Raw genomic sequence first — 26,303 nt, forward strand, 5'->3', positions numbered from 1 at the left:
GCTTTGCTGGCCCACGGCTGCCTTTTCTTGTTTCCGGCCGTGGCTTTCGCTCATGCCGCACCGTCATTTTTTGCTGTACAAACCCTACGGCTACCTCAGCCAATTCACCAGCGAGTTTGAGCGGGAGCAGCGCAAGAAACGTTTTTTGGGCGAGCTACACCCCTTCCCGGCGGGCACAATGGCCATTGGCCGCCTCGATGAGCACAGTGAAGGCCTGCTCCTGCTCACAACGGATGGGCGCGTAAGCGAGCAAATTCGCAGCAAGCACGTGGAGAAGGAGTACTACGCCCAGGTAGATGGCCTCATCACCGACGACGCCCTGACCCAATTGCAGCAAGGAGTGGAAATAGGCTTGCGCGACGTACGCTACCAAACCCTGCCTTCGCAGGTACGCCGCCTGGACGAGCCTCCTACCCTACCGCCCCGGGGCCGCAGTATTCGCTCCGACCGTCACGGGCCTACCAGTTGGGTGTCTATTATCGTCACGGAAGGTAAGTTCCGGCAGGTACGCAAAATGACGGCCGCCGCTGGCTTTCCCACGTTGCGCCTGGTACGCGTGCGTGTGGGCAACATTGAGCTGGCTGACTTGCAGCCCGGCGAGGTACGCGAGCTAAACGAGTTGGGGTAGCCGGCCGCAATTCTAGCCTAGTGTCAGGAACATACTGCGGTTTTGTATTTTCTGGGCACCAACCGCGGCGTAACCCCATTGTGTCTTTGCCGCGCCCCTGTAAATCTATTTACAGCATCGGCGGCCTGTAGCTCGCAAGAGAAGCTATTGGCATGCTTTGGCCGGGTGCCAAGGGTCTGCAATTAGGAAATTCAGATGAACTAATAAAGTATTCCCGATATTTGTACCTGGGCAGGCCAAAACAGTTATATATAATCTACTGCCCCACTATCCGATATCTGCTTACCCTGGCCCTACAGTTCTGGCTGGCGGTCTTGTATCCTAGCCTGAACTATACTTTTCTACTACCTGTTTTTACTTAGCGACACGCACACGTATTCACACTCCGCCCTGCGGAATAAACATATCACTCACGAAAATAGAATGGCCAAATCGCAAGCGACCTTTGGAAAAAAGGAAAATGAAAAGAAGAGACTAAAGAAGCGCCAAGACAAGGAGGAGAAGAAAGAGGAGCGGCAGGCTAACGCCAAGAAAGGCCAAGGTCTGGAAGATATGCTCGCCTACGTTGACGAAAATGGCAACATCACGTCGACCCCTCCCGATCCGACCAAGAAGAAAAAGGAAATCAAGGTGGAAGACATCCGTATCGGGGCTATGCGCCAGGAAGATATGGAGCAGGTCGACCCCATCCGCAAGGGTATCGTTTCCTTCTTCAATGAGTCGAAGGGCTACGGCTTTATCAAGGACTCTCAAACCCAGGAAAGCATTTTTGTGCACGCCAACGGGTTGATAGACCAGATCAAGGAAAACAACAAAGTAATCTTTGAAGTAGAAATGGGCCAGAAGGGCCCCAGCGCCTTCGGGGTGAAGCTGGATAAGTAAGGTTTCTACTTTTGCCTACATACGCCACGCGGCGGCCTCAACTCTTGGGGCCGCCGCGTGGCTTTTTGGTAGGTACTGATGGGGAGCTAGGTTACAGCAGCAGCACATCAATGCGGTGGCCGTGCACCATCTGCAAGGTTTCTGACCAGGCAAATACGGTGAAGAACCCATCCTGGGAGGCAACCAGCGCCACGGAGTCGCGCTGGTCGTGCACGAACTGGGCGGCGGCCAGGTGGCGGGTTCCTCCGTTTTGCGCCGGGTGCAGGAAACGGGCCTGGCTATCAATGACGGGCTCCGTGAGCACCATTTTATCCACGGGCACGCTGGTTTCGGCCCGGGCCACCTTGGCACCAAAGGCCAGCAGGTGGTAGTCCTGGGTGATAATGGTAGCGCCATCAACGGCCGTGAAGCCCCCCACAATTCCGATAGCGCGGCGTACTTCCTCCTGCCACTTCCAGCGGGTTTGGTCGGCGCCCCGGTCTTCGGCAATGCCGCCGTAGGCAGGCACTACGGGGTAGGTAATGGGCTGCACAATGGACTCTTGCCAGGCCGTAGACTGGTTGGGCACAATCAGCACCAACCCTCCCCGACCGTGGGCTCGCATGACGGCGGCCAGCTCTACCATCACATTGTCGATTTCGCCGCGGGTAGTGGGTAGGCCCTGATCAGGCAGGAAACCTTGCAAAGCCGGGCAGTCGGCCACGGCCACATTGTCTTCGTCTACTAGTTGCAGCTGGTCGCCGCGCAGGATGGCTACGTTCACAAACTTGCCAAACCCATCGGCGCGGCGGTGCTTAACTACCAGCAGGCCCGGCTCTACTACTTCCAGCACAAAGCACAAAGGCGGAATGCTGGTGGCAGTGCCCCACACATACAGGCCGTCTTCGTCGTACCACACGCCCAAGTGAATACCGGGCTGCTCCACGGCCGGAGCCAGCTTCAGCAAATTGTAGGGCATGAGGCGGCGGCGCTGCCCAAACACCACGGGCAAGGTAGTTTGGGCAGGCTCGAGCAGGGCCAAAGAAATCCGGGGCGGGTGCCCTTCCTCCCGGCGCAAACTGGCCCAGAAGGCCGCGTCAATCATGACTTCTACCAACCCGGCCGGTGGTATTGGGGCTAGCTGCTCTACATCTTCGGGGCGGGCGTCGGCGCGGTGCCGGGCAAAGTGTTTGGCAATCATGGGCGCTACCACGCGCGCCGCCAGATAGGTAGGTTCGGAAAGCATAGCTAGCAAGTACGTAGCTTTTGAGCTGTGAAGCTATTGCGAGGCGAGGTCAGGTAGCCATCACACAACTCAGATGAGTAGTTGGCTCAACAGCAGGCCACCCCCGATTGTTTGCCGGCTGGTGCCGTACCTACCCAAGCCGTGCCAGCCCCACCGGCTACAGTGGGTAAGTGCAATGCCGCAGCCAGAAGTTTGTACTGCAGGCTTACCGGTACTCGGAGGAGGCCTCGCCGAAACCGGGCGGGCGCCGGGGCCGGTGGCGCTCCTTCCAGATGCGGCGGGCAACGACCAGCACGGCCAGGGCAAACAGGGCAATGCTTACTAGTGCTGCCAGCAGGTAGCCGGGCAGGGGAGCCAGCGTCGGCACCGCGCTTGTGGTTTGCAACAGGCCCGCTGCCAGCCGCAGCGTGCGCACCGAAAGAAATTGGGTGTAGGCCAGCAGTACCCAGCAGAACACGCCGGCAGCCACGGCCAGCTTTTTCGTGCGCACAAAAACGGCCGTTAGCAGCATGAGCAGCACGTACAGGCCCACGCCGGCTATCATCCCCCCAATGCCACCTATTTGGAGCAGGGTATACTTGTCTTCCCGTTCCCCCGCGTAGGTCACCATCGGCCAGAGCAGCCCTACGGTCGTCAGAATACCCTTGGTCAGATGCTTCATCACAGTAAGAGAAAAAGGCCCCGAGCTAGCATGCTGCTCCGGGCCTTTAGGTCATCAGGCACTGCAAATACGTTGTGGACTAGCTAAACAGACTAGAGAGTACCAGCGCCTTCCATGGAAGCCAAGCTTTCTTCGGCGGCGGTAGCATCGGTAGTGACCTTGGGAGGCGTTGCGATAGTGCTTTTCCGGCGCTGTCCCAGGTAGCCAAGGCCCACGGCCACTAGCGCGGCACCACCCAGCACTTTCTGGGCAGTAGTAAGCTTGGCTAGGCCAGTACCCTTACCTATTTTTTTCAGCGACTTGGAAGCGCCACCCAGCAGGGTGTTCTTACCGGTCTTCTTTTTCTTGTCCTTGATTTTATTCTTTTTCATGACGCATCTTAAAAGGTGAGAATAAGGGAGTGGGAAGGTGGGCAGGTTACTGCCGAGGCATAGTCTACCTAGGCAGTAGAAGTATTACGTAAGCTCATCGGTACTTGGTGCAGCTTTTTTGCTGGCAGTGCTCCGGGCCTTGGCAGTTTTCGGATGATGCTTGTGGCCGTGGCTTTTCCGGGGCGCGTCTTCCGGTGCGGGCACCGCCTCGGGCTCCTCCGCTTCGGTAGCCGACGTATTCTTGGCTTCTAGCAAGCGGGCCAAGTCAAACGCAGGGGCGGAGCGGGGCGATTCATCGTCATCTCGGCGCTGATCCAGGTAAATGAGGCCGGCCGCCAACAACGTCAGGCCGCCCACTAGCTTTTGCCCAGTGCTCAGCTTAGCAATTTCGTTGGTCACCTTCCGAAATTTCTTGATGGACAGGACTGCGGCATCCAGAACATCTTCCGACACGGCATCCTTGCCTTTCTTCTTGTGCTTTTTCTTTTTGTGCTTGGCCATAGGAGTGCAGAAGCAGGTAGTAGGGCGGGAAACAGCGGGCCAAACCGGCCAACAGAAGTGCTGCCACCGTAGCCCGCGGACTAGGTATTCGCAACGCCCGCCCTCAAGGTTTCCATAAATCCATGATGTTCAGCCTACTGTACAGCTTACGGAGAGGCAGACACCCCACCTACCCTTCAGCCCAGCTACACTACTTGGCTATGAACCACAGATCAGGATAAGCAGGGCGGCTCCTGCTGTTCCTACCCCCTGGCTTGGGGCGAAGCATAGCCGGCAGAGGCGCTAGCAGCTAGCCCCTGGAAAGCAAAGTATTGAAACGCGGGTAGTAGCACGAAACGGCGTGAAAGCACTAGGCACCTTACCGTAGATACTTACTAAAACACGACGCTAAAACTAACATCAGCAGAATGGCAGCAGAAGAAAAATGCTAGCTTGAGGCTTCATGTATTCTATTTCAATACTTATGTCGGAGCAAGACCCAGAATTTGAAACAACGGGCAGCGGAGCGCCTATTTACCGCTACGAAGACGTAGAGCCAGAACCATTCAGCTTGGCCGCCGGCGACGAGGAAGCCATTGCGGCTATTTCCGCCCACATTGAGCAGCACGTGGGCCCAATCAGCTCAGTATTTCACGAAATCGTTTCTGATAAGGTACACATAGATGTACACATTGTAGCGCCCAACAAGGACTTCCCCTTCTACACCCTGGTTACGTCGGGCATGAGCGACTTGGCCATGATGGTACCGGAAGGCGCAGAGGATGTCCGCTATGCCGAGCTGTGCGTGCTACTACCCAGCACTTGGCCTATGCCGGACGTTGGACAACTTGGTAGCACCTTCGAGAATGAGGACGCCTACTGGCCCATTGGCTGGATGAAATTTATTGCCCGGTTTCCGCACGAGTATCGCACCTGGCTGGGCTCCGGCCACACCATCCCCAATGGCGAAAACGCTGCCCCCTTCGCCTCCAACACCAAGCTGGGCTGCATGATGTTACTACCGTCTCTGAGCCTGCCCGGTGAGTTTCACGAGCTGAAAATAAGCGAGGAGAAAACCATTTACTTCTACTCCCTCTACGCCATTTACAAGGAGGAAATGCACCTGAAGATGAACAAAGGTGTGGAGGCCCTGCTAGAGAAGTTTGATGAACAGGGCATTTCCGATGTGCTGGATATCACTCGCCCCAACGTGGCGAAGAAGAAGGGCTTCCTAGGCTTGTGGTAAGCAGCAAGGTAGAAGTGCGGGCGGCCTCTACCACGTCCGCACCGGCAGCTACGAGGCCATTAAGAACAAGCTCATCGAAACCATGAAGGCTGGCGGGGGCGACGCGCCCGACCTCATCCTGATTGCCGACAACTACACCTTCCCCGCGACACCAAGCTCCTCAAAAACACCACGGCCCACGTCCGCATTATCCTCTGCGGGGTCCACGACTATAGCAACCCCAAGTACCTCGCCCTAGCCTGCCAACACGGCTTCTCCCTGCACACCATCGAAGGCGACATTGAGAACCTAAGCAAGCTACTGGAAGGCGAAACCATCACCATCCAAGGCCAGCAGTACCAAGTGACGAAGGACGGGTTTAAACTGGTACAGAAGACGTAAGCGACTCCAACGTTCGCATCAAAGACAAGTCATACAGCAACATAAATTAACTAAAAACCAAGAGATCTAGCCATGGAAATAACCATAGACGAGAAATTAGAAGAAGTAAATACTTTAATATCCGAAGGAAGGTCTCCTTCCGTAACAGTAAGAGAACTTTTAAGTTGGGTTTTAGCAGAAAGAAGAGGATACGTGGTAGTAACCCTAATAAGATTAAAATTAAAAAGGCATAACCTTATTACTTTACCAGACTTTGAATCAGCTTATCTTGACTCCGAAATAGAATTTGTCCATCACACATATACAGATGATGAAACAAGCCAAGATACCTCAGACACAGTTCCAGAAACAGATAACGACGCTGATCAACCAGATATTTCTGAACCTGTGGCACTAGGACGCTATTCAAAAATAGAGCCTGCTTACAAAATTAGCCGACTGGAAGCCGCAAATCGCTCTCCAGTTTATGTTTCTCCAGATTCGGATTTGGAGCATGCTATAACTATAATGTTAGCAAATAGATTTTCCCAACTTCCTGTTATGACTAACGAAAGAGAAGTGAAAGGAATTATAAGCTGGGCATCTATTGGAAGCAGAATGGCATTAGGAAAAAGAGATTCATTAGTAAGGGAATTTATGGAGCCACATCAGGAGATGCGGCATAATGACTCTATTATTTCAGCAATAAACATTGTTAATCAACATGATTACGTACTAGTAAGAAAAGATGACAAAAGAATATCCGGCATAGTAACAGCTAGTGATTTAAATTTTCAATTTCAACAAATTTCTGAATCTTTTATGTTATTAAGCGAGATTGAAAATTATATAAGACGACTATTAGAACCAAAATTCAATGTAGAGTTACTTAATACAGCAAAGGACCCTAATGATACAGAAAGAACAATAGAATCAGTTTCAGACTTAACATTTGGTGAATATATCAGATTACTAGAAAATCCAGAGAGATGGAACATGCTTAATTTAGCTATATCACGTAAAATATTTTGCGAAAAAATAGACCAAACTCGTAAGATTCGAAATGATGTAATGCATTTCGACCCTGATGGAATACGTCCAGAAGACCTTAAATCATTACATGATTTTTCAATTTTTTTACAAAAGCTTCATAGCTTCAATTTGATATAAAGCCAAAAGCGGCTGGCGCTATAGTAGCCCCAGCCGCTTTCGTTTTACCTCCTTTTGGCGCAGAATTACATGTGAATCGCGCGGTTCTCAGTAGCGGCGAGGCAGGCTTCCTTCATGGCTTCGGCGTAGGTGGGGTGAGCGTGGCTCATGCGGGCTACGTCTTCAGCAGAAGCGCGGAACTCCATGGCCGTTACGGCTTCAGCAATTAGGTCAGCGATGCGGGGGCCGATCATGTGCACGCCCAGGATTTCGTCGGTTTCCTTGTCGGCCAGCACTTTCACGAAGCCGTCGAGGTCCATGGAGGCGCGGGCACGGCCCGAGGCGCGGAAAGGGAACGAGCCGGTTTTGTAGGCCTTGCCCTGCTCCTTGAGCTGCTCTTCGGTGTAGCCTACCCCCGCCACTTCCGGCCAGGTGTACACCACGCCGGGGATGAGCAAGTAGTTTACGTGCGGCTTCTGGCCCGCAATGGTTTCGGCCACGAACACGCCTTCTTCCTCGGCCTTGTGGGCCAGCATAGCCCCGCGAATCACGTCGCCGATGGCGTAGATGCCGGGCACGTTGGTTTGCAGGTGCTCATCTACCTTAATGCGGCCGCGCTCTTCCATGGCTACGCCGGCCGCTTCCAGGTTCAGGCCCGCAGTGTAGGGCACGCGGCCCACGGCCACCAGGCAGTAGTCGCCTTCAAACTTCACTTCCTCACCTTTCGGGTTGGTAGCGGTTACGGTCACGGCGTCGCCCTCGCGGGTAGCGCCGGTTACTTTGTGACTCAGGAAAAACTCGATGCCGATTTTACCCAGGATGCGCTTCAACTCCTTGCCGAGGGCGCGGTCCATGGTTGGGATGAGGGAGTCCAGGAACTCAATTACGGATACTTTCGCGCCGAGGCGGGCGTACACGGAAGCCATTTCCAGCCCGATTACGCCACCACCAATCACAATCATGTGCTTGGGCACTTCGCGGATGTTCAGGGCCTCAGTGCTGGTGATGATGCGCTCCTTGTCCTGGGCAATGAAGGGCAGCACCGTGGGCTTGGAGCCGGTAGCAATGATGACGTTTTTGGTTTCAATCTGCTGGGCCTCGCCGCCCGCCGTGGGCGCGATGCTGATGTGATTCTTATCCACGAACGAACCCACGCCATGCAAGACGTCGATTTTGTTCTTCTTCATCAGGAACTGAATGCCGTCGGTGTTGGCCTTCACCACCCCGTTTTTACGGTCGATGAGCTGGTTCATGTTGATCTGCAAGTCGCTCAGCTCAATGCCGTGCTCCTTGAAGGTGGTGTGGGCATTGTGGTAATGCTCCGTAGAATCGAGCAGGGCCTTGCTGGGAATGCAGCCCACGTTGAGGCAGGTGCCGCCCAGGGTGTCGTACTTCTCGATGAGGGCCGTTTTGAGGCCGAGCTGGGAGCAGCGGATGGCCGCTACATAACCGCCCGGGCCGGAGCCGATGACGGTAACGTCGTATTGGTTCATAGTCAGCGGATGAATTCGTTGAAATCAACGGGCGCGAAGGTACGCAAGGGGAAGTTGTGAGGTCGGGAAATTGTGTAGGCCAGTGGCGGCGCGGGTCCTGGCGGGGCCGTTGCTACCAATAACCATTGGGCAAGCGAGTGGTTATTTTCTTCGAGTAAGCCCGAAAAAGCCCAATTTGCAGCCGCCACAACGGCACCTGACGCCTTTGTCAACCCTGACCCCTTCCGCATGAAAGCCTTTCTTTTCGACCTCAACGGCACCATGATTCACGACATGGACTACCACACCAGCGCCTGGCAGCACGTGTTCAACAACGAGCTAGGCGGCAATTTTAGCTGGGAGGAAGTGAAGCCGCAGATGTACGGCAAAAACCAGGAGGTACTAGTGCGCATGTTTGGCCCCGACCGCTTTACCACCCAGGAGATGGACGAGCTTTCCTTGCGCAAGGAGCAGCGCTACCAGGATGAGTTTCGGCCCCACCTGCAGTTGCTGCCGGGGCTGCTAGATTTTCTGGTGCAGGCCCACCAGCGCGGTATCGCCTTGGCCATTGGCTCGGCGGCCATTCCCTTCAATATCGACTTCGTGCTGGACGGGCTCGATATTCGGCGCTACTTCTCGGCCATCGTCAGTGCCGACGATGTGAAGCTCAGCAAGCCTCACCCCGAAACCTTTCTGAAAGCAGCTGAAAAGCTGGGCGTGGCCCCTACCGACTGCCTGGTGTTTGAGGACGTACCCAAGGGTGCCGAAGCCGCCCAAAACGCCGGCATGAACACGGTAATTCTTACCACTACTCACACGCCCGCTGAGTTTGCCCACTTACCCAACGTGCTGCACTTCGCCCCCGATTTCACTGACTCGTTCATGCAGAATCTGCTGTAGCAGGAGATTAGGCTGCCTATTGGTGCTGCCGCCTGCTTACCCCACACAACACACCACCCTGGTCTGCTCAATGCACGCGCGCTGAGCAAACCGGGGTGGTGCGTTGAAGCATGTGCTCCTAAGAGTGTTCTATTGGTTGCGGCGGCGCTCCTCGCGCTCCGCTTTTTTCTTGTCGCGCTGGTTGCCAATTACGGCCCCGCCCACGGCCCCAGCCGTGCCACCTAAAATGGCGCCGCCGGTACCGCCCACGGCGCCACCAAGTACGGCGCCACCCGCTCCGCCAATGGCGGCTCCGGTGCCTTTGCTAGTGCTACAATCGGTGAAGAAGAAGCAGGCCGCAGCCACGAAAGCAAAACGTAAAGTTCTCATTGTCTGACTGTTTTTAACGTAAGCAAACACCCTTCTGCAGGAAAGGGATACCCTCGTTCAACGGGTAGTAGCACTGGTGAGTTGGAAAAAACAAAATTCTACTCCGCTGAGCCCGGCTCTTTCCTCTGCTACCTGTAAGGCTTACGCACGGCCAGGCGGGTAAGGCCAGCACATTTTCTGGTGCATGCAGTAGGATGCGCAACCATTTGCCAGTAATCTGCTTATTACTGCCGTATTCCACTTCTACTCCCCTCCCAACGATGGCAACCACCGGCAGAAGAATATTCCAGGTTATTGATGGCAATAAGAAGTTTGTTGGCGACGGCTTTGACGTGACCAGCCCCATGCCAGGGCCGCGCATCCGCCAGCTTAGCCCCTTCCTGCTCATCGACCACACGGGCCCCATGCCAGTAGCGCCCACCGAGGCGCCGCTGGGTACTCCGCCCCACCCCCACCGCGGCTTCGAAACCGTGACGGTCGTGTACGAGGGCTACCTGGCCCACCGCGACACGGCCGGCCATACCGGTGCCCTGGGACCCGGCGACGTGCAGTGGATGACGGCCGGCGCGGGCCTGCTCCACGAGGAACGCCACGAGCGAGAATTTGCCCGCCGGGGCGGCACTCTGGAACTGTTGCAGCTGTGGGTAAACGTGCCCGCCCGCGACAAACTGGCCCCGCCCCGCTACCAGAACATTCGCGCCGAAGCCATTCCGGAGGTACTCACGGCCGATGGCCGGGGCCGCATTCGGGTAGTGTCGGGTAGCTACGAGGGGGTAGCAGGCCCAGCGGCTACCTTCTCTCCCATCAACCTGCTCGACGTGCACCTGCCCGCCGGCACCGCCACCACCCTGCACCTACCCGCCGACTACAACGTGGGCATCTATGTGGTGAAAGGCAGCATTACACTACACGGAAACCGCTCGGCGGCCACCAAACAGCTGGTAGTATTTGGCTGGGACGCTCCCGAGCTGCACCTCACCGCCACCGAAGACACCGTGCTGGTCGTGCTGGCCGGGGAGCCCATTGAAGAACCCCTAGCCACCTACGGCCCCTTCGTGATGAACACCAACCGGGAGCTAGTACAGGCCATTGCCGACTTTGAAAGCGGTGGCATGGGCACGTTTCCCGAGGATGAATAAACCCGCAGCTGGCAACAGCCTCTGTAACCTAAACCTACTACTGCGGCTTACGCCGCTTGCCCCCTTTCATCAGAAATCCGCAAGGTCAAGCATAACCTAAGTTCTCGTCTGGAAGTAAGGTAAACCGCCTATAACAAGAGGTTTTACCTTGAAATTTTACTTGGATGCGGTTACGGTTTAGCTTGATATGGGTCCTGTGGGGGGCCATGGTAGTGCGGGGGGCAGCTCAGACGGTAACTGGCCCCCAGGGCGAGCAGTTTACGCGGCGCGTCATCACCGAGAAGCTTAGCGACCCGTGGGAGGTAGCCTACGGCCCCGATAATTTTCTGTGGGTGACGGAGGCCCGGGGCTACCGCGTCAGCCGCATCAATCCGTCCACGGGCGCCCGGCAGGTGGTACTGGACCTGAGCAAAAACCGTGAGTTTCCGCGCTACGATAAGGTGCCCGACTCGCTGGATGGGGGCAAGCCCTGGCCCCAGGGCGGGCTAATGGGCCTGGCCCTTCACCCCCAACTGCTTACGGGCAAGCCCTACGTATACTTGGCTTACATCTACCAATTTGAGGGCGCCAAGCAGCCCGACAAGGGTAGCCGGCCCAACCACGGGGGCAACTACTTCACCACTCGCTTGGTGCGCTACGAGTACAATGCCGCCCAGCAGCAGCTTACGCGCCCCGTAATCCTTTGCGACACCATTCCGGGTAGCAACGACCACAACGCTGGCCGCCTATTGATTGCCCCCGTAGCGGGCCGCGACTACCTGTTCTATTCCGTCGGGGACCTGGGGGCGGGACAGTTTGAAAACGGGGGCCGCCCCAACCATGCCCAAAATGCCCGCTTCTACGAAGGCAAGGTGCTGCGCTTTAGCCTGGAGCCGGATACCGACGAGAAGCCGACCGACCAGTGGATTCCCAACGACAACCCATTTAATGCGGGCGTGCAGAACGCCGTTTGGAGCCTGGGCCACCGCAACGCCCAGGGCTTGGCGTACGCCGTAGTGGGCGGAACCGGGCGCCTATATGCCTCCGAGCACGGCCCCTTTTCCGACGATGAAATCAACCTGATTGAGCGCGGCAAAAACTACGGCCACCCGCTAGTAATTGGCCTGACTGATGGCAACTACAACGGCCTGGCCGCCGCCGCTTCCGACCAGGCCAGCCTCCCGGGGCGCTGGCACACCACCTACCCCACCATTAGCAGCGAGAAAGCTAATGCGACCCTGCTGGGGGCTAACTACCGCGACCCTATTGCCTCGCTGTATCCGCTCAGCAATGCGTTTCTGACTACCGTGCTCACCCGCATTCGGTCCCACACCCCCGACGACCCCACCTGGAACTCGGAGGCACCTAGCAGCTTGGCGGTGTACACGGCCACGGCCATTCCCGGCTGGCAAAACTCCCTGCTGATTCCGACGCTGAAGAAGGGCAAGCTGATTCGGTTGAAGCTGACGGCCAACGGCTCGGGCGTGGCCTCCGATACGCTGATGTACTTTAAAGGCCCCGTGCGCTACCGCGACCTAGCCTTTTCGCCCGATGGCACCAAGCTCTACCTCGCCACCGACAGCGCCTCCATTACCTCCGGGCCCTCCGAAGAAGCCCCCAAAGGCACGGCTTGCCAAGGCTGCCTGCTTGAGTTTACCTATGTGAGCGGCGGTACCGCTACTACCCCAACTCAAGGTAGCAGCACCATGACCCCGGAAAAAGCCTTCCAGACCACGATGTCCCTGGTAAAATCGCTCAAGCCGAAAGACCGGCGCGTGAAGCGGGCCGGGCTGCCAGCCGCCCAGCAGCCCGTTTTCGACTTGTTTCTAAAGCCAGAAATGACGGCGGAAGAAAAGACCCGCGCCCAGCGCAGCGCACCTGCCCTGTTGGTAGCCCTGCGTCAGCAGTAAAATCAGCGGGCTTCGTCGGCGGGTTGGTTGTTGATTGATTAGTAGTCACGCTTCGTTTTCCCCTTACCTGGTGTATGCTCACACGTCTTATTCCAGCCAGCCAAGAGGCCCTGCCCGCCATTGGCCTTGGCACTTGGCAAACCTTTGATGTGCGCGGCGCCGGGGCATACCCACCACTGCGCCAAACGCTGGAAACCCTACAAGTGGCCGGGGGCAGCGTTATTGATTCGTCGCCGATGTATGGGCGGGCTGAGGAGGTAGTAGGCGAGCTGACGGCGGCCCTACCCACGCGCGATGCCTTTTTCTACGCTACCAAAGTCTGGACCCAAGGGCGGGAAGCGGGCGTTCGGCAAATGCAAGACTCCCTGCGCAAGCTGTGCCGCTCTAGCATCGACCTGCTGCAAATTCACAATCTGGTGGACTGGCAAACTCACCTGCCGACGCTACGGGCGTGGCAGGCGGCCGGAAAAGTGCGCTACCTCGGCATCACCCACTACACCGATTCCATGCACGGTGAACTGGAGCGGGTGCTGCGCCAGGAAAAGCTGGATTTCGTGCAGTTCAATTACTCCATCCTCGACCGCCACGCCGAGCAACGCCTCCTACCCGCCGCTGCCGACCTGGGCGTAGCTACGCTCATCAACCGTCCTTTCACGGAGGGTGGCCTGCTTGCCCACGTGCAGGGCCGGGCCTTACCTCCCTGGGCCACGGAACTGGGTATAAGCAGCTGGCCGCAGTTCCTGCTCAAGTTTATTCTCTCGCACCCTGCCGTCACGTGCGTGATACCCGGCACGAGCAGCCCAACTCACCTAGCCGATAACCTAGGCGCCGCCGCGGGCCCGTTGCCGGATGCCGCTACCCGCGAGAAAATGGCCGCTTACGTACGCACTTTGTAAGTCAAACGAGGGCGAAAACAGGCCCGATGCAGGGGTAAGCTGCGGGTAGGTTTTCGCACGTATATAGTAACTAGCTTTTTGCTTTGCAGGAACATCCTTTCTGGTAGGACTTCGGGAAAGAGGCCGGGCCCACTCATCTTTTCCGCCCTCTTTTTCCTGCCGCCATGCACAGCATGCACCTCAAGCTTACACCGCTTCACCAACCGACGATTGTTATTACGATGGTCGTCAACGTGGTACTAGCCGCTTGCAACGCCGATGCTATCCGGCTGGCTCACAAATCAATAGTCAGGATGGGCACGCTTTGGCGGTACCCACCGATATTGGCCGGGGAGAAGATATGGTACGCTCAACCGCGGCTACCAGTATTGGTACGGCAGCGTGGCTAATATGGCAAAAGCGAACTACCAACGCCGAGAAGGCCGCGGAAACTTCTCCCCAAGCACCGGTATTACTCCGCCGCTTCTACGGCTCTACTGGCTTGGCTACGGCCTACTTCGGGCTAGCGGACTCCGCCTACTTCACCACAAGTGCTTCTCTGGTCGCAAGCTTTTGCCTTCAGTCTTTCTGGCAGTAGTAGCTTGAGGAATGAGGCCACAATTTTGCTCTGGCCGCTTTCGCAACCCCCAGGTTATGAAAGCGGTATCAAGAGTATTCACCAATTGCTCGTATTATGCAATCCTTTGACGCTCATCCTGCCTCCCGCCGGGAGTTTATGCGCATGCTTTCCTTGGGCCTGGGCGCCACACTGGTAGGCACCTCAGCCGTTGGCGGCCCTTTGTCGTGGCTGGAGGAAATCAGCTACGGGCCGGCTAGCTTGGAAGCCCTGCAAACCGGGCGCCGGCTGGGCGTAGCGCTGGTAGGACTGGGCAAGTACAGCACGGGTCAGTTGGCGCCAGCCTTGCAGCAAACCAAGCTATGCAAGTTGGCGGGCATCGTCACGGGTACTCCTTCCAAGGCCGCCCAGTGGCAACAGCGGTACCAGGTGCCAGCCAAGAACGTGTACGACTACAAAACCTTTGACCGCATCGTCGACAACCCCGACATCGACATTATCTACATTGTGCTGCCGGTGGGCATGCATGCCGAGTACGTGGAGCGGGCCGCCCGGGCGGGCAAGCACGTAATTTGCGAAAAGCCCATGGCTCCTACGGCGGCGGAATGCCAGCGCATGATTGCCGCCATGCAGAAAGCGGGCAAGAAGTTCAGCATTGGCTACCGCCTGCATTTCGAGCCCCACCACCAGGAAATGATGCGCCTGGGTCAAAAACAAACGCTGGGCCCCATCAAGCGCCTAGTGGCTGACAATGGCTTCCGCTTCAACAATGACACCCCCTGGCGCGTGGATAAGGAGTTGGCCGGCGGCGGCCCGCTCATGGACATGGGCATTTACTGCGTGCAAGGTGTGGTGTACACCAAGGGCCAGCTGCCCACGTCCGTAACGGCCAAGCTGGCGCCCAACCCCGATCCGAAGGGGCTGTTCAAGGAAGTGGAAGCGGGCATAAACTGGCAGATGCAGTTTGCCGATGGCTCGGTAGCCGACTGCCGCACTAGCTACGCCGAGAATCTGAACAGCCGCCTGCGGGCCGAAACCGACAAAGGCTTTCTGGAATTGCAACCAGCCTTTGGCTACGGCGGCATTGAAGGCCGAACCAGTCAGGGGGCCATGAACATTCAGAACGTGCCTCAGCAGGCCCGCCAGATGGACGACTTCGCCGACTGCATCCTCAACAACAAGCCCACCCGCGTACCCGGCGAAATGGGCTTACGCGACGTGCAAATTCTACAAGCCATCTACCGGGCAGCTGCCACTGGCCAGAAGATTTCAACCAAAGACGTGGTAGCCGTGCTAGACAAAACCAACAGCCGCTAAGATTGGGCAATGAAGATCATTACGGGTTAGAAACCCAGTCCGCTAGTTAAGAGCGCTACCGCCCGAAACACCACGGGCCCCACACCAATATTCAGGTGTGGGGCCCGTGGTGTTTCGGGCTGCTTTCTAAGCGCAGGCTATTGCTTACGGGTTAATAGTTTCGAAGCCGCCGTCGGGAGTACGCTTTAGCTCGGTCACCTTCACGTTGCGCAGCCAGGTTTTGTTGGATAGTTCAGTATCATGGTAGAAGATGTACCACTTGCCGTTCTTCTCAACGATGGAATGGTGGGTAGTCCAGCCTTGTACGGGGTTCATGATAACGCCCTGGTAGGTGAAGGGGCCGTAGGGCGAGGTGCCAGTGGCATACACCAGCAAGTGCGTATCGCCGGTGGAGTAGCTGAAGTAGTATTTGCCGTTGTACTTGTGCAGCCAGCCGCCTTCAAAGAAGCGCCGCTTCGTGTCGCTAGACAGCAGGGGCTTACCCTCTTTATCCAGAATCTTCACTTCCCTCACTGGCTCGGCAAAGCTGAGCATGTTACCGCTTAGCTTTGCTACGCGTGGCCCCAGGGCCTGTTCGGTGGGTGCTGGCTCCTGGCTTTTGTCATTGGCATTGTAGGAGCCTGTGCGCCAGCGATGCAATTGCCCGCCCCAAATGCCACCCATGTACATGTAGGTGCTACCATCGGCGTCCGTAAACACGGCTGGGTCGATGCTAAGGCTGCCCTCAATGGGCTTGGGCTGGGCCTTAAAGGGGCCCGTAGGCGAGGTGCTGGTGGCTACCCCAATGCGAAAGACGTCCTGCTTGTCCTTCACCGGGAAATAGAGGTAGTATGTGCCGTTCTTGAAGGCCGCATCGGGCGCCCACAGCTGCCGACCAGCCCAAGGAATATCCTTAATGTCGAGGGCCACGCCGTGGTCGGTTACAGCTCCGCCTACGCTATCCATGGACAGGATGTGGTAGTCGCGCATGGCAAAATGGTCGCCATTGTCATTTTCCGGCATCCCCGTTTCAATGTCGTGGGAAGGATAAATGTAGATCTTCCCGTTGAACACGTGGGCCGAGGGGTCGGCGGTATAGATATCCTTGAGTAGGGGCTTGCTAAGGTATTTCTTGCCGGTTGTGTCAGCCGTGGCAGTAGAAGCAGCAGCTTCGGGAGTAGCGGCAGTATTTTCGCTGGCGGTGTTGCTTTGGCAGGCACTGCCGAGAGCAAGTGGCAGCAGCAACACCAGCGCAGACGGGTGGAGACGAGGTAGCAAGGAAACAGGCACTTTGTGGGAGTTTTAGAAGGTGAAAAATAGAGCACACAAACCAACGGCGGCGCACTGCTTGGCCAACTAGCGGCCGCTACTCACGGAGGTAGTTGCGGGATTGGCGCGGGAGCTAGCCTGCTGGCTGCTGCCAAATATAGACCCCTCCTTTGCCAGCTAATACACGCGAAATGGCCCTTTTGCCGAAGAAAAACTATCCAATCGTTTGCGGTAGCAACTTCCATTTTTCCATCTACCCCGAACGCAAAACGGCCCCGACGTTGTTCGTCGGGGCCGTTTTACTAGGTGCGCGTGCACCGTGGGCGTTTAGTCGGCATTGCCTGTAGCGCCGTCGTCGGTAAAGTCAGCGGCGTTGTTAGGGTTGTGCTCCGTGTAGCTAGCTACTTCGTTGGTCAGGGCTACGTCAACATCGGCAGCAGCACCCGCAGGCTGGGAGCTACCGGCTGGTGAGGGAGTAGCCTTTTTTGCGTTGAAAGGCCAGCTGCCTTGCGTGTAGCTAACATAGGCACCAGCCGCAACAGCAGCTAGTGCGGCCCCTACGAGGGCGGTGGTATTGGACTTCTTCGACATGATAAGAGTACGTTGAATGCAGGAGTACTGCGGCGAGGCTAGATGCGCCGCCGGGTTCTTGCTTAGTACGGTAACTCGTCGTTTTTTGTGACTGAACCGTTACTATTTTGCTTTACTGCGGCGGCACGGGGTACTTCTTAAACATGGTAGCAATGCCTTCATCAATGCGGGCGGCCAGCTTTTCTGGGTTTTTGCTGAGCGCGCTGGCTGCTATTCCCTGCCATACTTGCTCATTGCGCGCCGCGTCTACCACATCCACGGTGGCTGTGCCTTCGCGGTAGGTACCGGCCGACACTTGCTGCGCTTCCCAGTGGTAGCGGCGCTGACCAATGTAGCGTGGGGCCTCCCAAATCGTGCTTTCCCGGGTTTGCACCTTCTGCTCCGTCACTACCCCAATGTTTACCCACAGGTCCGGCGACTCGGCGCGCTGGTAGCCCCGGCGTTCCATCTCCCGCCCCACGGCCTGCTTCAACTCCTCAATACCTACAGCGCCGCCCGCAAAAGCAGCTTCGTTGCGAGCTGTCACGTCCATAAAATTGTAGGTTTTGTACGCAGAGAAGTTGACGCCGGGCGCCTGGGTAGTCGATTCTACCCGCACGGGCGAGCAGGCGGCTCCGGCGAGGAGCAACGCAGATAGCAGAACAATTTTCATAGCACAGGAAGGGAAAGATGAACAGGGGCCGGGCGAGTGCGTACCCGCCCAGCCAAACACAAGTGGCCCAGATTTAGGAGAAGCCCAGCACTGGGTGGGGCTGGTAGGGCTCCTCCAGACGCTTAATCTCCTCATCGGATAGCTTCACTGAAACGGCTGCCACGGCGTCTTCGAGGTGGCCGGGCTTGCTGGCCCCCACAATAGGCGCCGTGATGACCGACTTCGAGAGCATCCAGGCTAGGGCTATTTGGGCGTTGGGCAGGCCCCGCTCCTGAGCAATTTCAGTTACGCGGTCGGCCACGACAAAGTCGTCGTCGCGGCCGTAGAGGCTTTTCCCGAAGGCGTCGGTTTTGGCCCGCTCGGTTTCGTTGCGCTCCTTGCCGCGCCCACCCGTGAGCAGCCCCCGCGCCAGCGGCGACCAAGGAATAACACCAATGTTTTGGTCTTGGCAGAGAGGTAGCATTTCGCGCTCTTCCTCCCGGTACACGAGGTTGTAGTGGGGCTGCATGCTCACGAAGCGCGTCCAGTTGTGCTTATCGGCCAGGTACAGAGACTGGGCAAACTGCCACGCAAACATCGACGATGCACCAATGTAGCGGGCCTTGCCGGCCTTTACCACGTCGTGCAGGGCTTCCAAGGTTTCCTCAATGGGCGTGTCGTAGTCCCAACGGTGAATCTGATAGAGGTCCACATAGTCGGTGCCGAGGCGCTGGAGGCTGGCGTCAATGGCGCTCATAATGTGCTTGCGCGACAGCCCCCGTTGGTTGGGGCCCGGCCCCATGGGGTTGTACACCTTGGTTGCCAGCACTACCTCGTCGCGCTTGGCAAAGTCGCGCAGGGCGCGGCCCACTACTTCTTCACTGGCTCCGTTGGAATACACGTCGGCCGTGTCAAAGAAGTTGATACCCAGTTCCAGCGCTTTTTGAATGAAGGGCCGGCTTTGCTCTTCGTCCAAGGCCCAGGGCCAGCGTTCAGTGGGCGTGCCATAGGTCATGGTGCCCAGGCAAATACGAGAAACTTTGAGGCCAGTGGCCCCCAAGCGGATATAGTCCATATGGGTTGGTTTAGTTGAGGAAAGCCAGCTGCGCACAGCGGCTAGTTGCACGTCGGTTGTTATACGCCTTTCCCTTGCCTTTGCTCTAAGCCGGCTGCGTTAGTATCATAATTTTATCTATGCCGGTGGAGCTATACTCGGCGCTTGTTTCCCCCAACGCTTTTCGCGTTTGCCACCCAAGCCCAACCGTACAACTAACCCCTATCTATACTCAGTGACTATACGCCCGTTTCCGCCCCCTGCCATACCTTTGCGCTGCATGTACACGCGGCACGCACCTAGCTCGCCTCAAATTTCTGCTCTGCCTCAGCCCAGAACCGGCCAGAAGAATCTTGCCCCCGCTCCCCCAACACGTTTTGCCTTCTCGCTTCCCCCTCATGACCCTCACTTGGACCACTAAACCCTTCGACGCTCTCACCCTATCGGAACTATACGCCCTGCTGCAGCTACGCTCCGAGGTATTTGTGGTCGAGCAAACCTGCGCTTTTCAGGATATCGACGGCCAAGACCAGGCGGCGTATCATTTGCTGGGGCACAGTGAAACCGGTGAGCTGGCGGCGTACACCCGGTTGTTTGGGGCGGGCATTAGCTACCCCGAGGCCAGCATTGGGCGGGTAGTAGTAAGCCCCAAATACCGCCGCTATGGGCTGGGCCGGGAGCTGCTGCACGAGTCGATTGGGGCGATAGAAGCGCTGTTTGGTGCTCAACCCATCCAGATTGGGGCGCAGCTCTACCTCAAGGGATTCTACGAGAGCTTCGGCTTTCAGCAGCAGGGAGAGGGCTACTTGGAAGATGGCATTCCCCACATCCACATGATTCGGGCGTAAGCGACCGGCGGCGCAAAACGGTGTCGCCAAGCGGAGGTGTTGATTTTCGGGTTGCTCTTTTAATCCGCCTAACTGGATGGTATCTTTACTCGTTGGATAGCTGCGCCCCAGGTGCAGCTATTTTTGTCCTTTTGCCTACTGCCCCCATGACCACTCCACTCGTGCCGGTTGATTATCAACAGCTTTTCCGTTCTCTCCCCGATAACTTTTTGCTGATTGCGCCGGACGAAGACGCCACGATTCTGGATAACACCGACCGCCACGTAGGCGTGTCGTTGAAAAGCCGGGAGGCGGCCGTGGGCAGGCCCTTCTTTGAGGCCTATCCCGCTACCGATGAGGAGTCGGCTGCTATTATTCGGGAGTCGCACGAGCACGTACGCCGCCACTTGGAGCCGCATACCATGCCCCTGATTCGGTACGACCTGGCGCGGCCGGAGGCCGAGGGTGGTGGCCTGGAGGAGTTGTACTGGGAAGCTACCCACTACCCCGTTTTGGATGCCCAAGGCCAGCTGCAGTACATCCTGCAGCGCACCCAGGATGTGACGGAAAAGATGCGAGCGGCCCAACTGGCCGAAGCTACCCGCAAAGCCCTCAACGACGAGCAGGAGCGCACCCGGTTTATCCTGGAATCGTTGCCGGTGATGATCTGGACGGCCCAGCCCGATGGCAACCGAGACTTCTTTAACACCCGCTGGCTGCAGTTTACGGGCCACCCGTTGGAAGAAGAAGTAGGCATGCAATGGCTGAACCGCTTGCACCCCGATGACCGGGACCGAGTGTTGAAGATTTGGCAGGAATGTCTGCGGACCGGGCAGCCCTACCAAGCTGAGTACCGCCTGCGCCGCGCCGATGGCCAGTACCGCTGGATGCTGGTACGCGGCCACGCCCACCGCGACGCCGACGATACCATTACGATGTGGGTTGGTGGCGGCACCGATATTCACGACCAGAAGCAAATGGTGCAGGAGTTGCTAGAGCAAAACGAGCAGCAAGCCACCCTTTCCGACCAGGCCTACCAGGCTTACCAGGAAATGCAGGCCCAGCGCGAAACGTTCTACAACCTGTTTATGCAAACGCCCGCGCTTATCTGCATACTGCGTGGGGCTGAGCACCGCTATGAGTTTGTGAACCCCGAGTACCAACGCTTCTTTCCCGGCCGGAAACTAGTGGGGCTTACTGTAGCGGAGGCCTTGCCGGAAATAGCGGAACAAGGCTTCATTGACTTGCTTGACGGGGTGTACTCTACCGGCGAAACCTTCATAGGTACTGAAATAGTAGTTATGGTTCACCCGCAGGGCGAGGAGCCCCAACGGCGCTACCTCAATTTCACCTATCAGCTTTTCCGTGAGCAGGGCCAGAAAGCCGGCATCACGGTGTTTGCCTTCGATGTTACCGACTTAGTGCAGGCTCGGCAGGCCCTTGAAAACCCAGGTGCTGGTGTTCAATAAGATGGTTTCCCACTTTGCTTTCGGGCAACTATCCCCCCTTCTATGGACATGACCACCCTGGATTTTCAGCAGGCGCGTATCAAGCAAGTGCTGTTTAAATCCCGGCTGCGCTCTACACTCTACGGAGTACGCGAGGCTGATCCTAACTTGTTTGCTATCCGCCAAAGCCCGCTGGGCGAATGGCTGTACACCGTGGTAAAACCCCGCTATGGGTCTTTACCTGCCGTACTGCGCCTAGAGCAGGAAGTGCAACGCATGCTCGACACGGGCCGCGCCTTGGTGCAACAGCAGCAACGCGGACAACTGGAAGAGTCACGCTCAGGCATGGAGCGAATTGATGCGCATGCTACCCGCATCGAAGCGCTACTACAAGAGCTGGAGCAGTCAGCCTTGGCGTAGCCCTGTGCCGATATAACGGCGGGCCTGCGTATTATTGGCCGTATGAAATGCTCTCCTCTTTTGCTGCTGGCGGCCCTAGGCAGTGCGTGGCTGACTAGCCCAGCCACGGCGCAGGCCCCCCTTCCCAAACCCGTAACCAAAGCCCTTGACCGCGTGCGGCCTGGGGATGTAAAGGCGCACATCTGGTACTTGGCCGATGACCGGCTGCGCGGCCGCCAGCCCGGCACGCCTGGCTACCAGATGGCCGTCGACTACGTGACTACCCAGCTGCGCCAGCTGGGGGTGCAGCCAGCCGGTGAGGCAGGCACCTTTGTACAGCGTGTGCGCTTGCGCCGCGCCACCACCCAGCCCGGGGCTACGCTCACGCACCAGGACCAAGGCAGCACTACGGCCCGGCCCTTCACCTATGCCACCGATTTTCTGCTAAACCCCCACCCCGAGCAAGCTGCAGTAACGGTAGAAGCGCCCGTGGTGTTTGCGGGCTACGGCATTAGCGCCCCCGAGCTGGGCTATGATGACTACGCAGGCTTGGACGCGAAAGGCAAGCTAGTGGTGGTGGTGCGCGGTGCGCCGGCCCGTTTTCCAAGCACCGTAGCCGCGGCCAGCCAAGACCTAGGCATGACCCTGCAAAACGCAGTGCGCCACGGCGCGGTAGGCGTACTGGTGGCCGCCACGGCAGCTCCCGCTACGCCTCCCTCAGCTACTGCTCGGCGTAGTACTAATAGCGTACTGGGTCCCGATGGGCGGGTAGCGGCTTCGCGCACCTACGCCCCAGGTAGCTCCTTGCAGGTGGTGGGCAACGTAGGCGCCGCGGCCTTCAACGACTTGCTGCGCACGGCGTCGCTGGATACTGGCCGGGTGCTGCCCTCCTTACGGCGGGGCACGCCGGCCTCGGCGCCACTAGCCACCACCCTGCGGGCCAGCTACCAGTCGAGCTACCACGACTTCGACAGCTACAACGTGGTGGGCAAAGTGGAAGGCTCCGACCCTACCCTGCGCAATGAGTACGTGGTTCACTCGGCCCACCTCGACCACCTAGGCGTGGGAACACCCGTGCAGGGCGACTCGATTTATAACGGAGCCCACGACAACGCTTCGGGCGTGGCTTCGGTGTTGGAAATTGCTCGCATCTATTCCCGTATCAAGCAGAAGCCGCGCCGCTCGGTGCTCTTTGTGCTGCAAACGGGTGAGGAGTTGGGCCTGCTGGGCTCGGGCTACTTTGCAGCCTTCCCTACGGTACCGAAGGCTAGCTTGGTGGCCGACGTAAACACCGATATGCCCACTATCATTGCGCCGCTACTGTCGGTGGTGCCACTGGGAGCCCAGCACTCTAGCCTCAGCCAGCCGGTAAACCAAGCGGCGCACTACCTCGGGCTTAGCGTGGAAAACGACCCGGAGCCGGACCAGAACCGCTTTATTCGCTCTGATCAGTACAGCTTTGTGCTACAAGGCATCCCAGCCCTGCACATTAAGTATGGCAACCGCACCGCCGATGGCCGGAACAACCTCGACGAAACGGTGAAAAAGTGGCGGGCTACTACCTACCACAAACCGCAGGATGGCACAAACGGAGTATTCGATTTCGAGGCGGGCCGCAAATACGTGCAACTCAACTTTCTCATTGGCTACCTGATAGCGCAGGAAACCAAGCGCCCCACCTGGAATACCGGCGACTTCTTTGGGCGGCAATTCGGACAGGCTCAGTAAAAGACCGGTGTGCGCTTCTGAATTATTCCACGAAAAATGTGAAGTAAATCTGGAATATAATTCCGATTATTAGCCATCTGAGGCAAGGAGCAATACAGTACGATTCAGGTACGACTGATGCTGGCAAGCCGTTAGTTTCCGCTTTGTCAGCTCACTGCATGTTTATCTACGGCCACCTTTCTTCTCCCTTGCACACGGCTCCTCTACCGGGCTCGTGTTCGGCCTGCGCTGCCGTAGACAGCCAGCAGTTGCATATTGTTGGGCATTACATGCACGTGTATTGGCTTCCATTGTTCTCCATCGGCAAATCAGGCGCCGCCGAATGTCAGCAATGTCAGCGGGTGATACCGGCTAAGCACATGGAGCCCGTGCTTAAACAGGCATTTATCACCTTGCGCAAAAACGTGCGAGTACCCGCCTGGCACTTCGCTGGGTTGCTGCTTGTGGTGCTGGGGCTGGCGTGGAGTACGGTAGTGTACAGTACCAATCAGAAAGCCAACCAAGTCTTTATTGCGGCGCCCCACAAAGGCGATATGTACCACATCAAGACCGACAATGGTCACTACTCCTTACTGAAAGTGGCGGCCGTGGCGGGCAACAGTGTGAAGCTGCTGGCCAATAGCTACGAAATTGACCAGGAAACCAAAGTAGCGGAACTCAACAAACCCGAAAACTACGCCTCCGAGCCCGTTGAGCTAACCCGCTACGACCTCAATATTATGCTGGCAAAAAAGGAAATAGTAGCGGTAGAGCGCCCATAGCACTATTGCCGCCTTACGCCGCTGCCCACCCTAGCAAGCGCACACGCTGCTACGGGTGGGCAGTTGGGTTTAAGGCCGCTTGCTCTCCCACAGGGCTTTTGCGGCCGCGTGCTCCCGGTAAATGCGGGCCAGGATTGCCGCATCGGGGGCAGTACCGAGGTAGATAGCCGCGCTCTGCTCCCGGGCGTAAGCATTTTGCACCTGGGCTACCTGCCGAAGCGTACGAAAGTGCGGGAACAAGTCGGCGTCGGGAACCTCATCATCAATGATCAGGAGGTAGGACCAGGGCCGGGCGGGTCGCCTCGGAAACCACAACAGGTAGCTCCCATTGAAGCTATGCGCCGACGGCATGGGGCGGCTTCGGTTATAATAATTGATGGCGCCCGCCTGCCCGTAGTTGGCAGTTAAAATGAGGGTTTGGTTTCTGGTTTCGGGAGGTAGCTGCTGATACACCCACCAAGTTTTGCCGGCCAGTTCCTGCCAGCCCAGCATATCGGCAAAGTCTTGGGGCAGGGAATGGTCGCGGCCATCTTCCCAGCGCAAGGCCCCGCTACCTCGGTAGGCCTCGCCCACCTGCTGCATACGGGCGGGCGCAAACAGCGTGAAAGTCATTGGTAACAGGGGCACTAGCAGCAGCACGGGCAGCAGCAGCAGAGCCGGCCGCAGCCACCGCTGGCCCCGTGGCCACCCCTCCAACTGTCGCTCCCACCACACTGCTCCGGCCGCAAACAACACAGGATAATAGCCCAGCGCGTAGTAGCTCTTGCCGTGCAGCACCGTTAGCAGCAGTAGGCCCAGGCAGTAAATGAGGCCTAGTACCCGGTAGGGCAGCAGCGGCCGGTACACTAGCAACGCCACCAATCCCGGCACCCACACCCACAGCGCTGGCAAGCACATGAGCAGCTGGTCCTTCCAGAAATCGGCCCCCGACACGTTCACGAGCTGAGTATCATGCAACTCCTGCATGTGATGCAAAAAAGGAATACCATGCTGCAACTGCCACAGCACATTGGGCAGCCACACTAGCGCCGCTACGCCTGCTCCCATCCACAAAGCTCGCGTCAGCAGCAGCCGACGCAAGTCTGTGAGCAGCAAGCTAACCATCAGGGCTCCGATAAAGAATAGGGCCGAGTACTTGTTCAGTAACCCCAGCCCCAGCACGGCCCCCATGCCTAACAATAGGCCAGCCCGCTCCTTTTGCCGGTAGCAGATTAGTAAGTAGCTGACTAGAGTAAAGGCAAGTACCTCGAGGGAATTGGGTTGAAACAGGAAGTTGAGCCGCGCAAAACCACCCAGGAGGTAGCACAGGCCAGCTAGCCCTACCGCCCACCCGCTACCGCCCAGGCGCTGGGCAGCTCGCGCCACCAAGTACACCGTGAGGCTACCCCACAAGAAGGGCCAGAACTTCACCCAGAAGTAGCCGCCCCCGAGCTGCAGGGTAACCCAGCTTTGCAGGGCCGTCAGCGGAGGCACCTCAATGTAGCCCCAGGCTAGGTGCTGTCCGTAATTGAGGTAGAGATATTCGTCGCGGTGCAGTTCGTAGGCCCGACTAGCGAGCAAAAAGCCAGACGCAAACTTGAGGACAGCCAAGAGCAACGGGAGCAGGCGGGAAGGCTTCATGCCAACAATATAGCACCCACCTAATACACGAGAGCTACTCGCTTGTTCTTCTCGCTACGCTCATGCAGCCTGTTGCTGCCGCTGAATTAGTAGGCCGGCTACAGCTCCTTCGGCAGGCGGATGCCTTCCAGATAATCGTGCAGGCCGGCCGAGTGCTGAAAGAGGTGGATAAACAAAATTCGCTCTTCTCCCCACTGGCACCACTCTTCCGCGTAAAAGTCGCCCACGGCAAACAAGCGCAGACGGAAACTATCCTGCCGCCGCTCGGCCAACAAATGGCCGTGGCCGCGCAGGTGCTCGGCTTGGCGGTACATGTGCAGTTGTTTAAACTCAGCGAACTTCATAGCGCTTGAAAACCCAAAGATACTGCTGCTGGGTTCCAGTAGGGAGGTAGCGCCCCGCGAAAATGCGCCCCCGTCCTCCTTGCTTGGCTTCTTAAGCCGCAACAGGGGAAAC

At 57.5% G+C, this 26,303-nt stretch carries 27 protein-coding genes; 15 read left to right on the plus strand and 12 right to left on the minus strand.

Features of this window, described 5'->3' with window-relative positions; translation table 11 throughout:
- Window positions 1–52 precede the first annotated feature (52 nt).
- Window positions 53–628 carry a pseudouridine synthase gene (locus tag CHB83_RS12415; RefSeq protein ID WP_045689510.1) on the plus strand — a complete coding sequence of 192 codons (576 nt, stop codon included), beginning with the start codon at window positions 53–55 and terminating at the stop codon, window positions 626–628.
- A gap of 423 nt (window positions 629–1,051) precedes the next feature.
- Window positions 1,052–1,510 carry a cold-shock protein gene (locus tag CHB83_RS12420; protein WP_045689509.1) on the plus strand — a complete coding sequence of 153 codons (459 nt, stop codon included), beginning with the start codon at window positions 1,052–1,054 and terminating at the stop codon, window positions 1,508–1,510.
- Between the two features lie 91 nt (window positions 1,511–1,601).
- Here CHB83_RS12420 and CHB83_RS12425 read toward each other — a convergent pair whose 3' ends face one another.
- The 4 genes from CHB83_RS12425 to CHB83_RS12440 form a co-directional block, all read right to left on the minus strand.
- Window positions 1,602–2,735 (minus strand): putative sensor domain DACNV-containing protein, encoded by a 1,134-nt coding sequence (locus tag CHB83_RS12425; RefSeq protein WP_089332845.1) that lies wholly within the window; start codon window positions 2,733–2,735, stop codon window positions 1,602–1,604.
- Window positions 2,736–2,940: 205 nt separating this feature from the next.
- Window positions 2,941–3,396, minus strand: a complete 456-nt coding sequence (locus CHB83_RS12430; RefSeq protein ID WP_045689508.1) for a hypothetical protein — start codon at window positions 3,394–3,396, stop codon at window positions 2,941–2,943.
- Between the two features lie 92 nt (window positions 3,397–3,488).
- Window positions 3,489–3,767 (minus strand): hypothetical protein, encoded by a 279-nt coding sequence (locus tag CHB83_RS12435; protein ID WP_089332846.1) that lies wholly within the window; start codon window positions 3,765–3,767, stop codon window positions 3,489–3,491.
- Window positions 3,768–3,851: 84 nt separating this feature from the next.
- A complete protein-coding gene (locus tag CHB83_RS12440) occupies window positions 3,852–4,268 on the minus strand; it encodes a hypothetical protein (protein WP_089332847.1) in 417 nt (138 codons plus the stop codon).
- 463 nt (window positions 4,269–4,731) lie between these two features.
- Between CHB83_RS12440 and CHB83_RS12445 the strand changes: the two genes are divergently transcribed.
- Window positions 4,732–5,493 (plus strand): suppressor of fused domain protein, encoded by a 762-nt coding sequence (locus tag CHB83_RS12445; RefSeq protein WP_089332848.1) that lies wholly within the window; start codon window positions 4,732–4,734, stop codon window positions 5,491–5,493.
- Window positions 5,494–5,946: 453 nt separating this feature from the next.
- Window positions 5,947–7,023 (plus strand): CBS domain-containing protein, encoded by a 1,077-nt coding sequence (locus tag CHB83_RS12450; protein ID WP_089332849.1) that lies wholly within the window; start codon window positions 5,947–5,949, stop codon window positions 7,021–7,023.
- Between the two features lie 65 nt (window positions 7,024–7,088).
- On the opposite strand, the gene lpdA is transcribed toward CHB83_RS12450, so the two are convergent.
- Complete coding sequence (gene lpdA, locus CHB83_RS12455; RefSeq protein ID WP_089332850.1) at window positions 7,089–8,495, minus strand: dihydrolipoyl dehydrogenase; 1,407 nt, start codon at window positions 8,493–8,495, stop codon at window positions 7,089–7,091.
- 228 nt (window positions 8,496–8,723) lie between these two features.
- Between lpdA and CHB83_RS12460 the strand changes: the two genes are divergently transcribed.
- Entirely contained in the window at window positions 8,724–9,374 is a 651-nt protein-coding gene (locus CHB83_RS12460; RefSeq protein ID WP_089332851.1) for an HAD family hydrolase, read from the plus strand.
- Between the two features lie 129 nt (window positions 9,375–9,503).
- Here CHB83_RS12460 and CHB83_RS12465 read toward each other — a convergent pair whose 3' ends face one another.
- On the minus strand, window positions 9,504–9,743 hold the full coding sequence (locus CHB83_RS12465; RefSeq protein WP_045687359.1) for a glycine zipper domain-containing protein: 240 nt from the start codon (window positions 9,741–9,743) through the stop codon (window positions 9,504–9,506).
- A gap of 260 nt (window positions 9,744–10,003) precedes the next feature.
- Between CHB83_RS12465 and CHB83_RS12470 the strand changes: the two genes are divergently transcribed.
- From CHB83_RS12470 to CHB83_RS12490, 5 genes are all read left to right on the plus strand, one after another.
- Window positions 10,004–10,882, plus strand: coding sequence for a pirin family protein (locus tag CHB83_RS12470; protein WP_045687358.1), 879 nt, complete (start codon window positions 10,004–10,006; stop codon window positions 10,880–10,882).
- Between the two features lie 164 nt (window positions 10,883–11,046).
- Entirely contained in the window at window positions 11,047–12,771 is a 1,725-nt protein-coding gene (locus tag CHB83_RS12475) for a PQQ-dependent sugar dehydrogenase (RefSeq protein WP_089332852.1), read from the plus strand.
- Between the two features lie 74 nt (window positions 12,772–12,845).
- Window positions 12,846–13,667 carry an aldo/keto reductase gene (locus CHB83_RS12480; protein WP_089332853.1) on the plus strand — a complete coding sequence of 274 codons (822 nt, stop codon included), beginning with the start codon at window positions 12,846–12,848 and terminating at the stop codon, window positions 13,665–13,667.
- Between the two features lie 164 nt (window positions 13,668–13,831).
- Window positions 13,832–14,056, plus strand: a complete 225-nt coding sequence (locus tag CHB83_RS23535) for a hypothetical protein (RefSeq protein ID WP_143437127.1) — start codon at window positions 13,832–13,834, stop codon at window positions 14,054–14,056.
- Window positions 14,057–14,340: 284 nt separating this feature from the next.
- Window positions 14,341–15,540: a Gfo/Idh/MocA family protein gene (locus CHB83_RS12490; protein ID WP_089332855.1), complete on the plus strand. Its 1,200-nt coding sequence runs from the start codon at window positions 14,341–14,343 to the stop codon at window positions 15,538–15,540.
- 144 nt (window positions 15,541–15,684) lie between these two features.
- Here CHB83_RS12490 and CHB83_RS12495 read toward each other — a convergent pair whose 3' ends face one another.
- The 4 genes from CHB83_RS12495 to CHB83_RS12510 all read right to left on the minus strand — a co-directional run bounded on the left by CHB83_RS12495 (window position 15,685) and on the right by CHB83_RS12510 (window position 19,085).
- The gene (locus CHB83_RS12495; protein ID WP_245855341.1) at window positions 15,685–16,809 is read right to left on the minus strand and encodes a glycoside hydrolase family 43 protein; all 1,125 of its coding nucleotides are present in this window, start codon (window positions 16,807–16,809) and stop codon (window positions 15,685–15,687) included.
- A gap of 306 nt (window positions 16,810–17,115) precedes the next feature.
- The gene (locus CHB83_RS12500) at window positions 17,116–17,379 is read right to left on the minus strand and encodes a hypothetical protein (protein WP_045687351.1); all 264 of its coding nucleotides are present in this window, start codon (window positions 17,377–17,379) and stop codon (window positions 17,116–17,118) included.
- 112 nt (window positions 17,380–17,491) lie between these two features.
- Entirely contained in the window at window positions 17,492–18,031 is a 540-nt protein-coding gene (locus CHB83_RS12505; protein WP_179225525.1) for a DUF4136 domain-containing protein, read from the minus strand.
- A 73-nt stretch (window positions 18,032–18,104) separates the two neighbouring features.
- A complete protein-coding gene (locus CHB83_RS12510; RefSeq protein WP_089332857.1) occupies window positions 18,105–19,085 on the minus strand; it encodes an aldo/keto reductase in 981 nt (326 codons plus the stop codon).
- A 377-nt stretch (window positions 19,086–19,462) separates the two neighbouring features.
- On the opposite strand from CHB83_RS12510, the gene CHB83_RS12515 reads away from it, so the two are divergent.
- The 5 genes from CHB83_RS12515 to CHB83_RS12535 all read left to right on the plus strand — a co-directional run bounded on the left by CHB83_RS12515 (window position 19,463) and on the right by CHB83_RS12535 (window position 24,227).
- The gene (locus CHB83_RS12515) at window positions 19,463–19,912 is read left to right on the plus strand and encodes a GNAT family N-acetyltransferase (protein WP_089332858.1); all 450 of its coding nucleotides are present in this window, start codon (window positions 19,463–19,465) and stop codon (window positions 19,910–19,912) included.
- Between the two features lie 146 nt (window positions 19,913–20,058).
- Window positions 20,059–21,360: a PAS domain-containing protein gene (locus CHB83_RS12520; RefSeq protein WP_089332859.1), complete on the plus strand. Its 1,302-nt coding sequence runs from the start codon at window positions 20,059–20,061 to the stop codon at window positions 21,358–21,360.
- A 42-nt stretch (window positions 21,361–21,402) separates the two neighbouring features.
- Window positions 21,403–21,759 (plus strand): CZB domain-containing protein, encoded by a 357-nt coding sequence (locus CHB83_RS12525; protein WP_143437128.1) that lies wholly within the window; start codon window positions 21,403–21,405, stop codon window positions 21,757–21,759.
- Window positions 21,760–21,801: 42 nt separating this feature from the next.
- Window positions 21,802–23,466 carry a M28 family peptidase gene (locus CHB83_RS12530; protein ID WP_089332860.1) on the plus strand — a complete coding sequence of 555 codons (1,665 nt, stop codon included), beginning with the start codon at window positions 21,802–21,804 and terminating at the stop codon, window positions 23,464–23,466.
- A 188-nt stretch (window positions 23,467–23,654) separates the two neighbouring features.
- Window positions 23,655–24,227 carry a hypothetical protein gene (locus CHB83_RS12535; RefSeq protein WP_143437129.1) on the plus strand — a complete coding sequence of 191 codons (573 nt, stop codon included), beginning with the start codon at window positions 23,655–23,657 and terminating at the stop codon, window positions 24,225–24,227.
- Between the two features lie 69 nt (window positions 24,228–24,296).
- On the opposite strand, the gene CHB83_RS12540 is transcribed toward CHB83_RS12535, so the two are convergent.
- Window positions 24,297–25,847, minus strand: coding sequence for an ArnT family glycosyltransferase (locus CHB83_RS12540; RefSeq protein ID WP_089332862.1), 1,551 nt, complete (start codon window positions 25,845–25,847; stop codon window positions 24,297–24,299).
- A 98-nt stretch (window positions 25,848–25,945) separates the two neighbouring features.
- Window positions 25,946–26,191, minus strand: coding sequence for a hypothetical protein (locus CHB83_RS12545; RefSeq protein WP_045687345.1), 246 nt, complete (start codon window positions 26,189–26,191; stop codon window positions 25,946–25,948).
- Window positions 26,192–26,303: the final 112 nt, after the last annotated feature.

The sequence above is a fragment of the Hymenobacter mucosus genome (genome assembly GCF_900188255.1).
GTDB classification, from domain to species: domain Bacteria; phylum Bacteroidota; class Bacteroidia; order Cytophagales; family Hymenobacteraceae; genus Hymenobacter; species Hymenobacter mucosus.

Coding starts and splice junctions, on each gene's coding strand:
- CHB83_RS12415 (WP_045689510.1), top strand. CDS start 53: ATGCCGCACCGTCATTTTTTGCTGTACAAACCCTACGGCTACCTCAGC.
- CHB83_RS12420 (WP_045689509.1), top strand. CDS start 1,052: ATGGCCAAATCGCAAGCGACCTTTGGAAAAAAGGAAAATGAAAAGAAG.
- CHB83_RS12425 (WP_089332845.1), bottom strand. CDS start 2,735: ATGCTTTCCGAACCTACCTATCTGGCGGCGCGCGTGGTAGCGCCCATG.
- CHB83_RS12430 (WP_045689508.1), bottom strand. CDS start 3,396: ATGAAGCATCTGACCAAGGGTATTCTGACGACCGTAGGGCTGCTCTGG.
- CHB83_RS12435 (WP_089332846.1), bottom strand. CDS start 3,767: ATGAAAAAGAATAAAATCAAGGACAAGAAAAAGAAGACCGGTAAGAAC.
- CHB83_RS12440 (WP_089332847.1), bottom strand. CDS start 4,268: ATGGCCAAGCACAAAAAGAAAAAGCACAAGAAGAAAGGCAAGGATGCC.
- CHB83_RS12445 (WP_089332848.1), top strand. CDS start 4,732: ATGTCGGAGCAAGACCCAGAATTTGAAACAACGGGCAGCGGAGCGCCT.
- CHB83_RS12450 (WP_089332849.1), top strand. CDS start 5,947: ATGGAAATAACCATAGACGAGAAATTAGAAGAAGTAAATACTTTAATA.
- lpdA (WP_089332850.1), bottom strand. CDS start 8,495: ATGAACCAATACGACGTTACCGTCATCGGCTCCGGCCCGGGCGGTTAT.
- CHB83_RS12460 (WP_089332851.1), top strand. CDS start 8,724: ATGAAAGCCTTTCTTTTCGACCTCAACGGCACCATGATTCACGACATG.
- CHB83_RS12465 (WP_045687359.1), bottom strand. CDS start 9,743: ATGAGAACTTTACGTTTTGCTTTCGTGGCTGCGGCCTGCTTCTTCTTC.
- CHB83_RS12470 (WP_045687358.1), top strand. CDS start 10,004: ATGGCAACCACCGGCAGAAGAATATTCCAGGTTATTGATGGCAATAAG.
- CHB83_RS12475 (WP_089332852.1), top strand. CDS start 11,047: ATGCGGTTACGGTTTAGCTTGATATGGGTCCTGTGGGGGGCCATGGTA.
- CHB83_RS12480 (WP_089332853.1), top strand. CDS start 12,846: ATGCTCACACGTCTTATTCCAGCCAGCCAAGAGGCCCTGCCCGCCATT.
- CHB83_RS23535 (WP_143437127.1), top strand. CDS start 13,832: ATGCACAGCATGCACCTCAAGCTTACACCGCTTCACCAACCGACGATT.
- CHB83_RS12490 (WP_089332855.1), top strand. CDS start 14,341: ATGCAATCCTTTGACGCTCATCCTGCCTCCCGCCGGGAGTTTATGCGC.
- CHB83_RS12500 (WP_045687351.1), bottom strand. CDS start 17,379: ATGTCGAAGAAGTCCAATACCACCGCCCTCGTAGGGGCCGCACTAGCT.
- CHB83_RS12505 (WP_179225525.1), bottom strand. CDS start 18,031: ATGAAAATTGTTCTGCTATCTGCGTTGCTCCTCGCCGGAGCCGCCTGC.
- CHB83_RS12510 (WP_089332857.1), bottom strand. CDS start 19,085: ATGGACTATATCCGCTTGGGGGCCACTGGCCTCAAAGTTTCTCGTATT.
- CHB83_RS12515 (WP_089332858.1), top strand. CDS start 19,463: ATGACCCTCACTTGGACCACTAAACCCTTCGACGCTCTCACCCTATCG.
- CHB83_RS12520 (WP_089332859.1), top strand. CDS start 20,059: ATGACCACTCCACTCGTGCCGGTTGATTATCAACAGCTTTTCCGTTCT.
- CHB83_RS12525 (WP_143437128.1), top strand. CDS start 21,403: ATGGACATGACCACCCTGGATTTTCAGCAGGCGCGTATCAAGCAAGTG.
- CHB83_RS12530 (WP_089332860.1), top strand. CDS start 21,802: ATGAAATGCTCTCCTCTTTTGCTGCTGGCGGCCCTAGGCAGTGCGTGG.
- CHB83_RS12540 (WP_089332862.1), bottom strand. CDS start 25,847: ATGAAGCCTTCCCGCCTGCTCCCGTTGCTCTTGGCTGTCCTCAAGTTT.
- CHB83_RS12545 (WP_045687345.1), bottom strand. CDS start 26,191: ATGAAGTTCGCTGAGTTTAAACAACTGCACATGTACCGCCAAGCCGAG.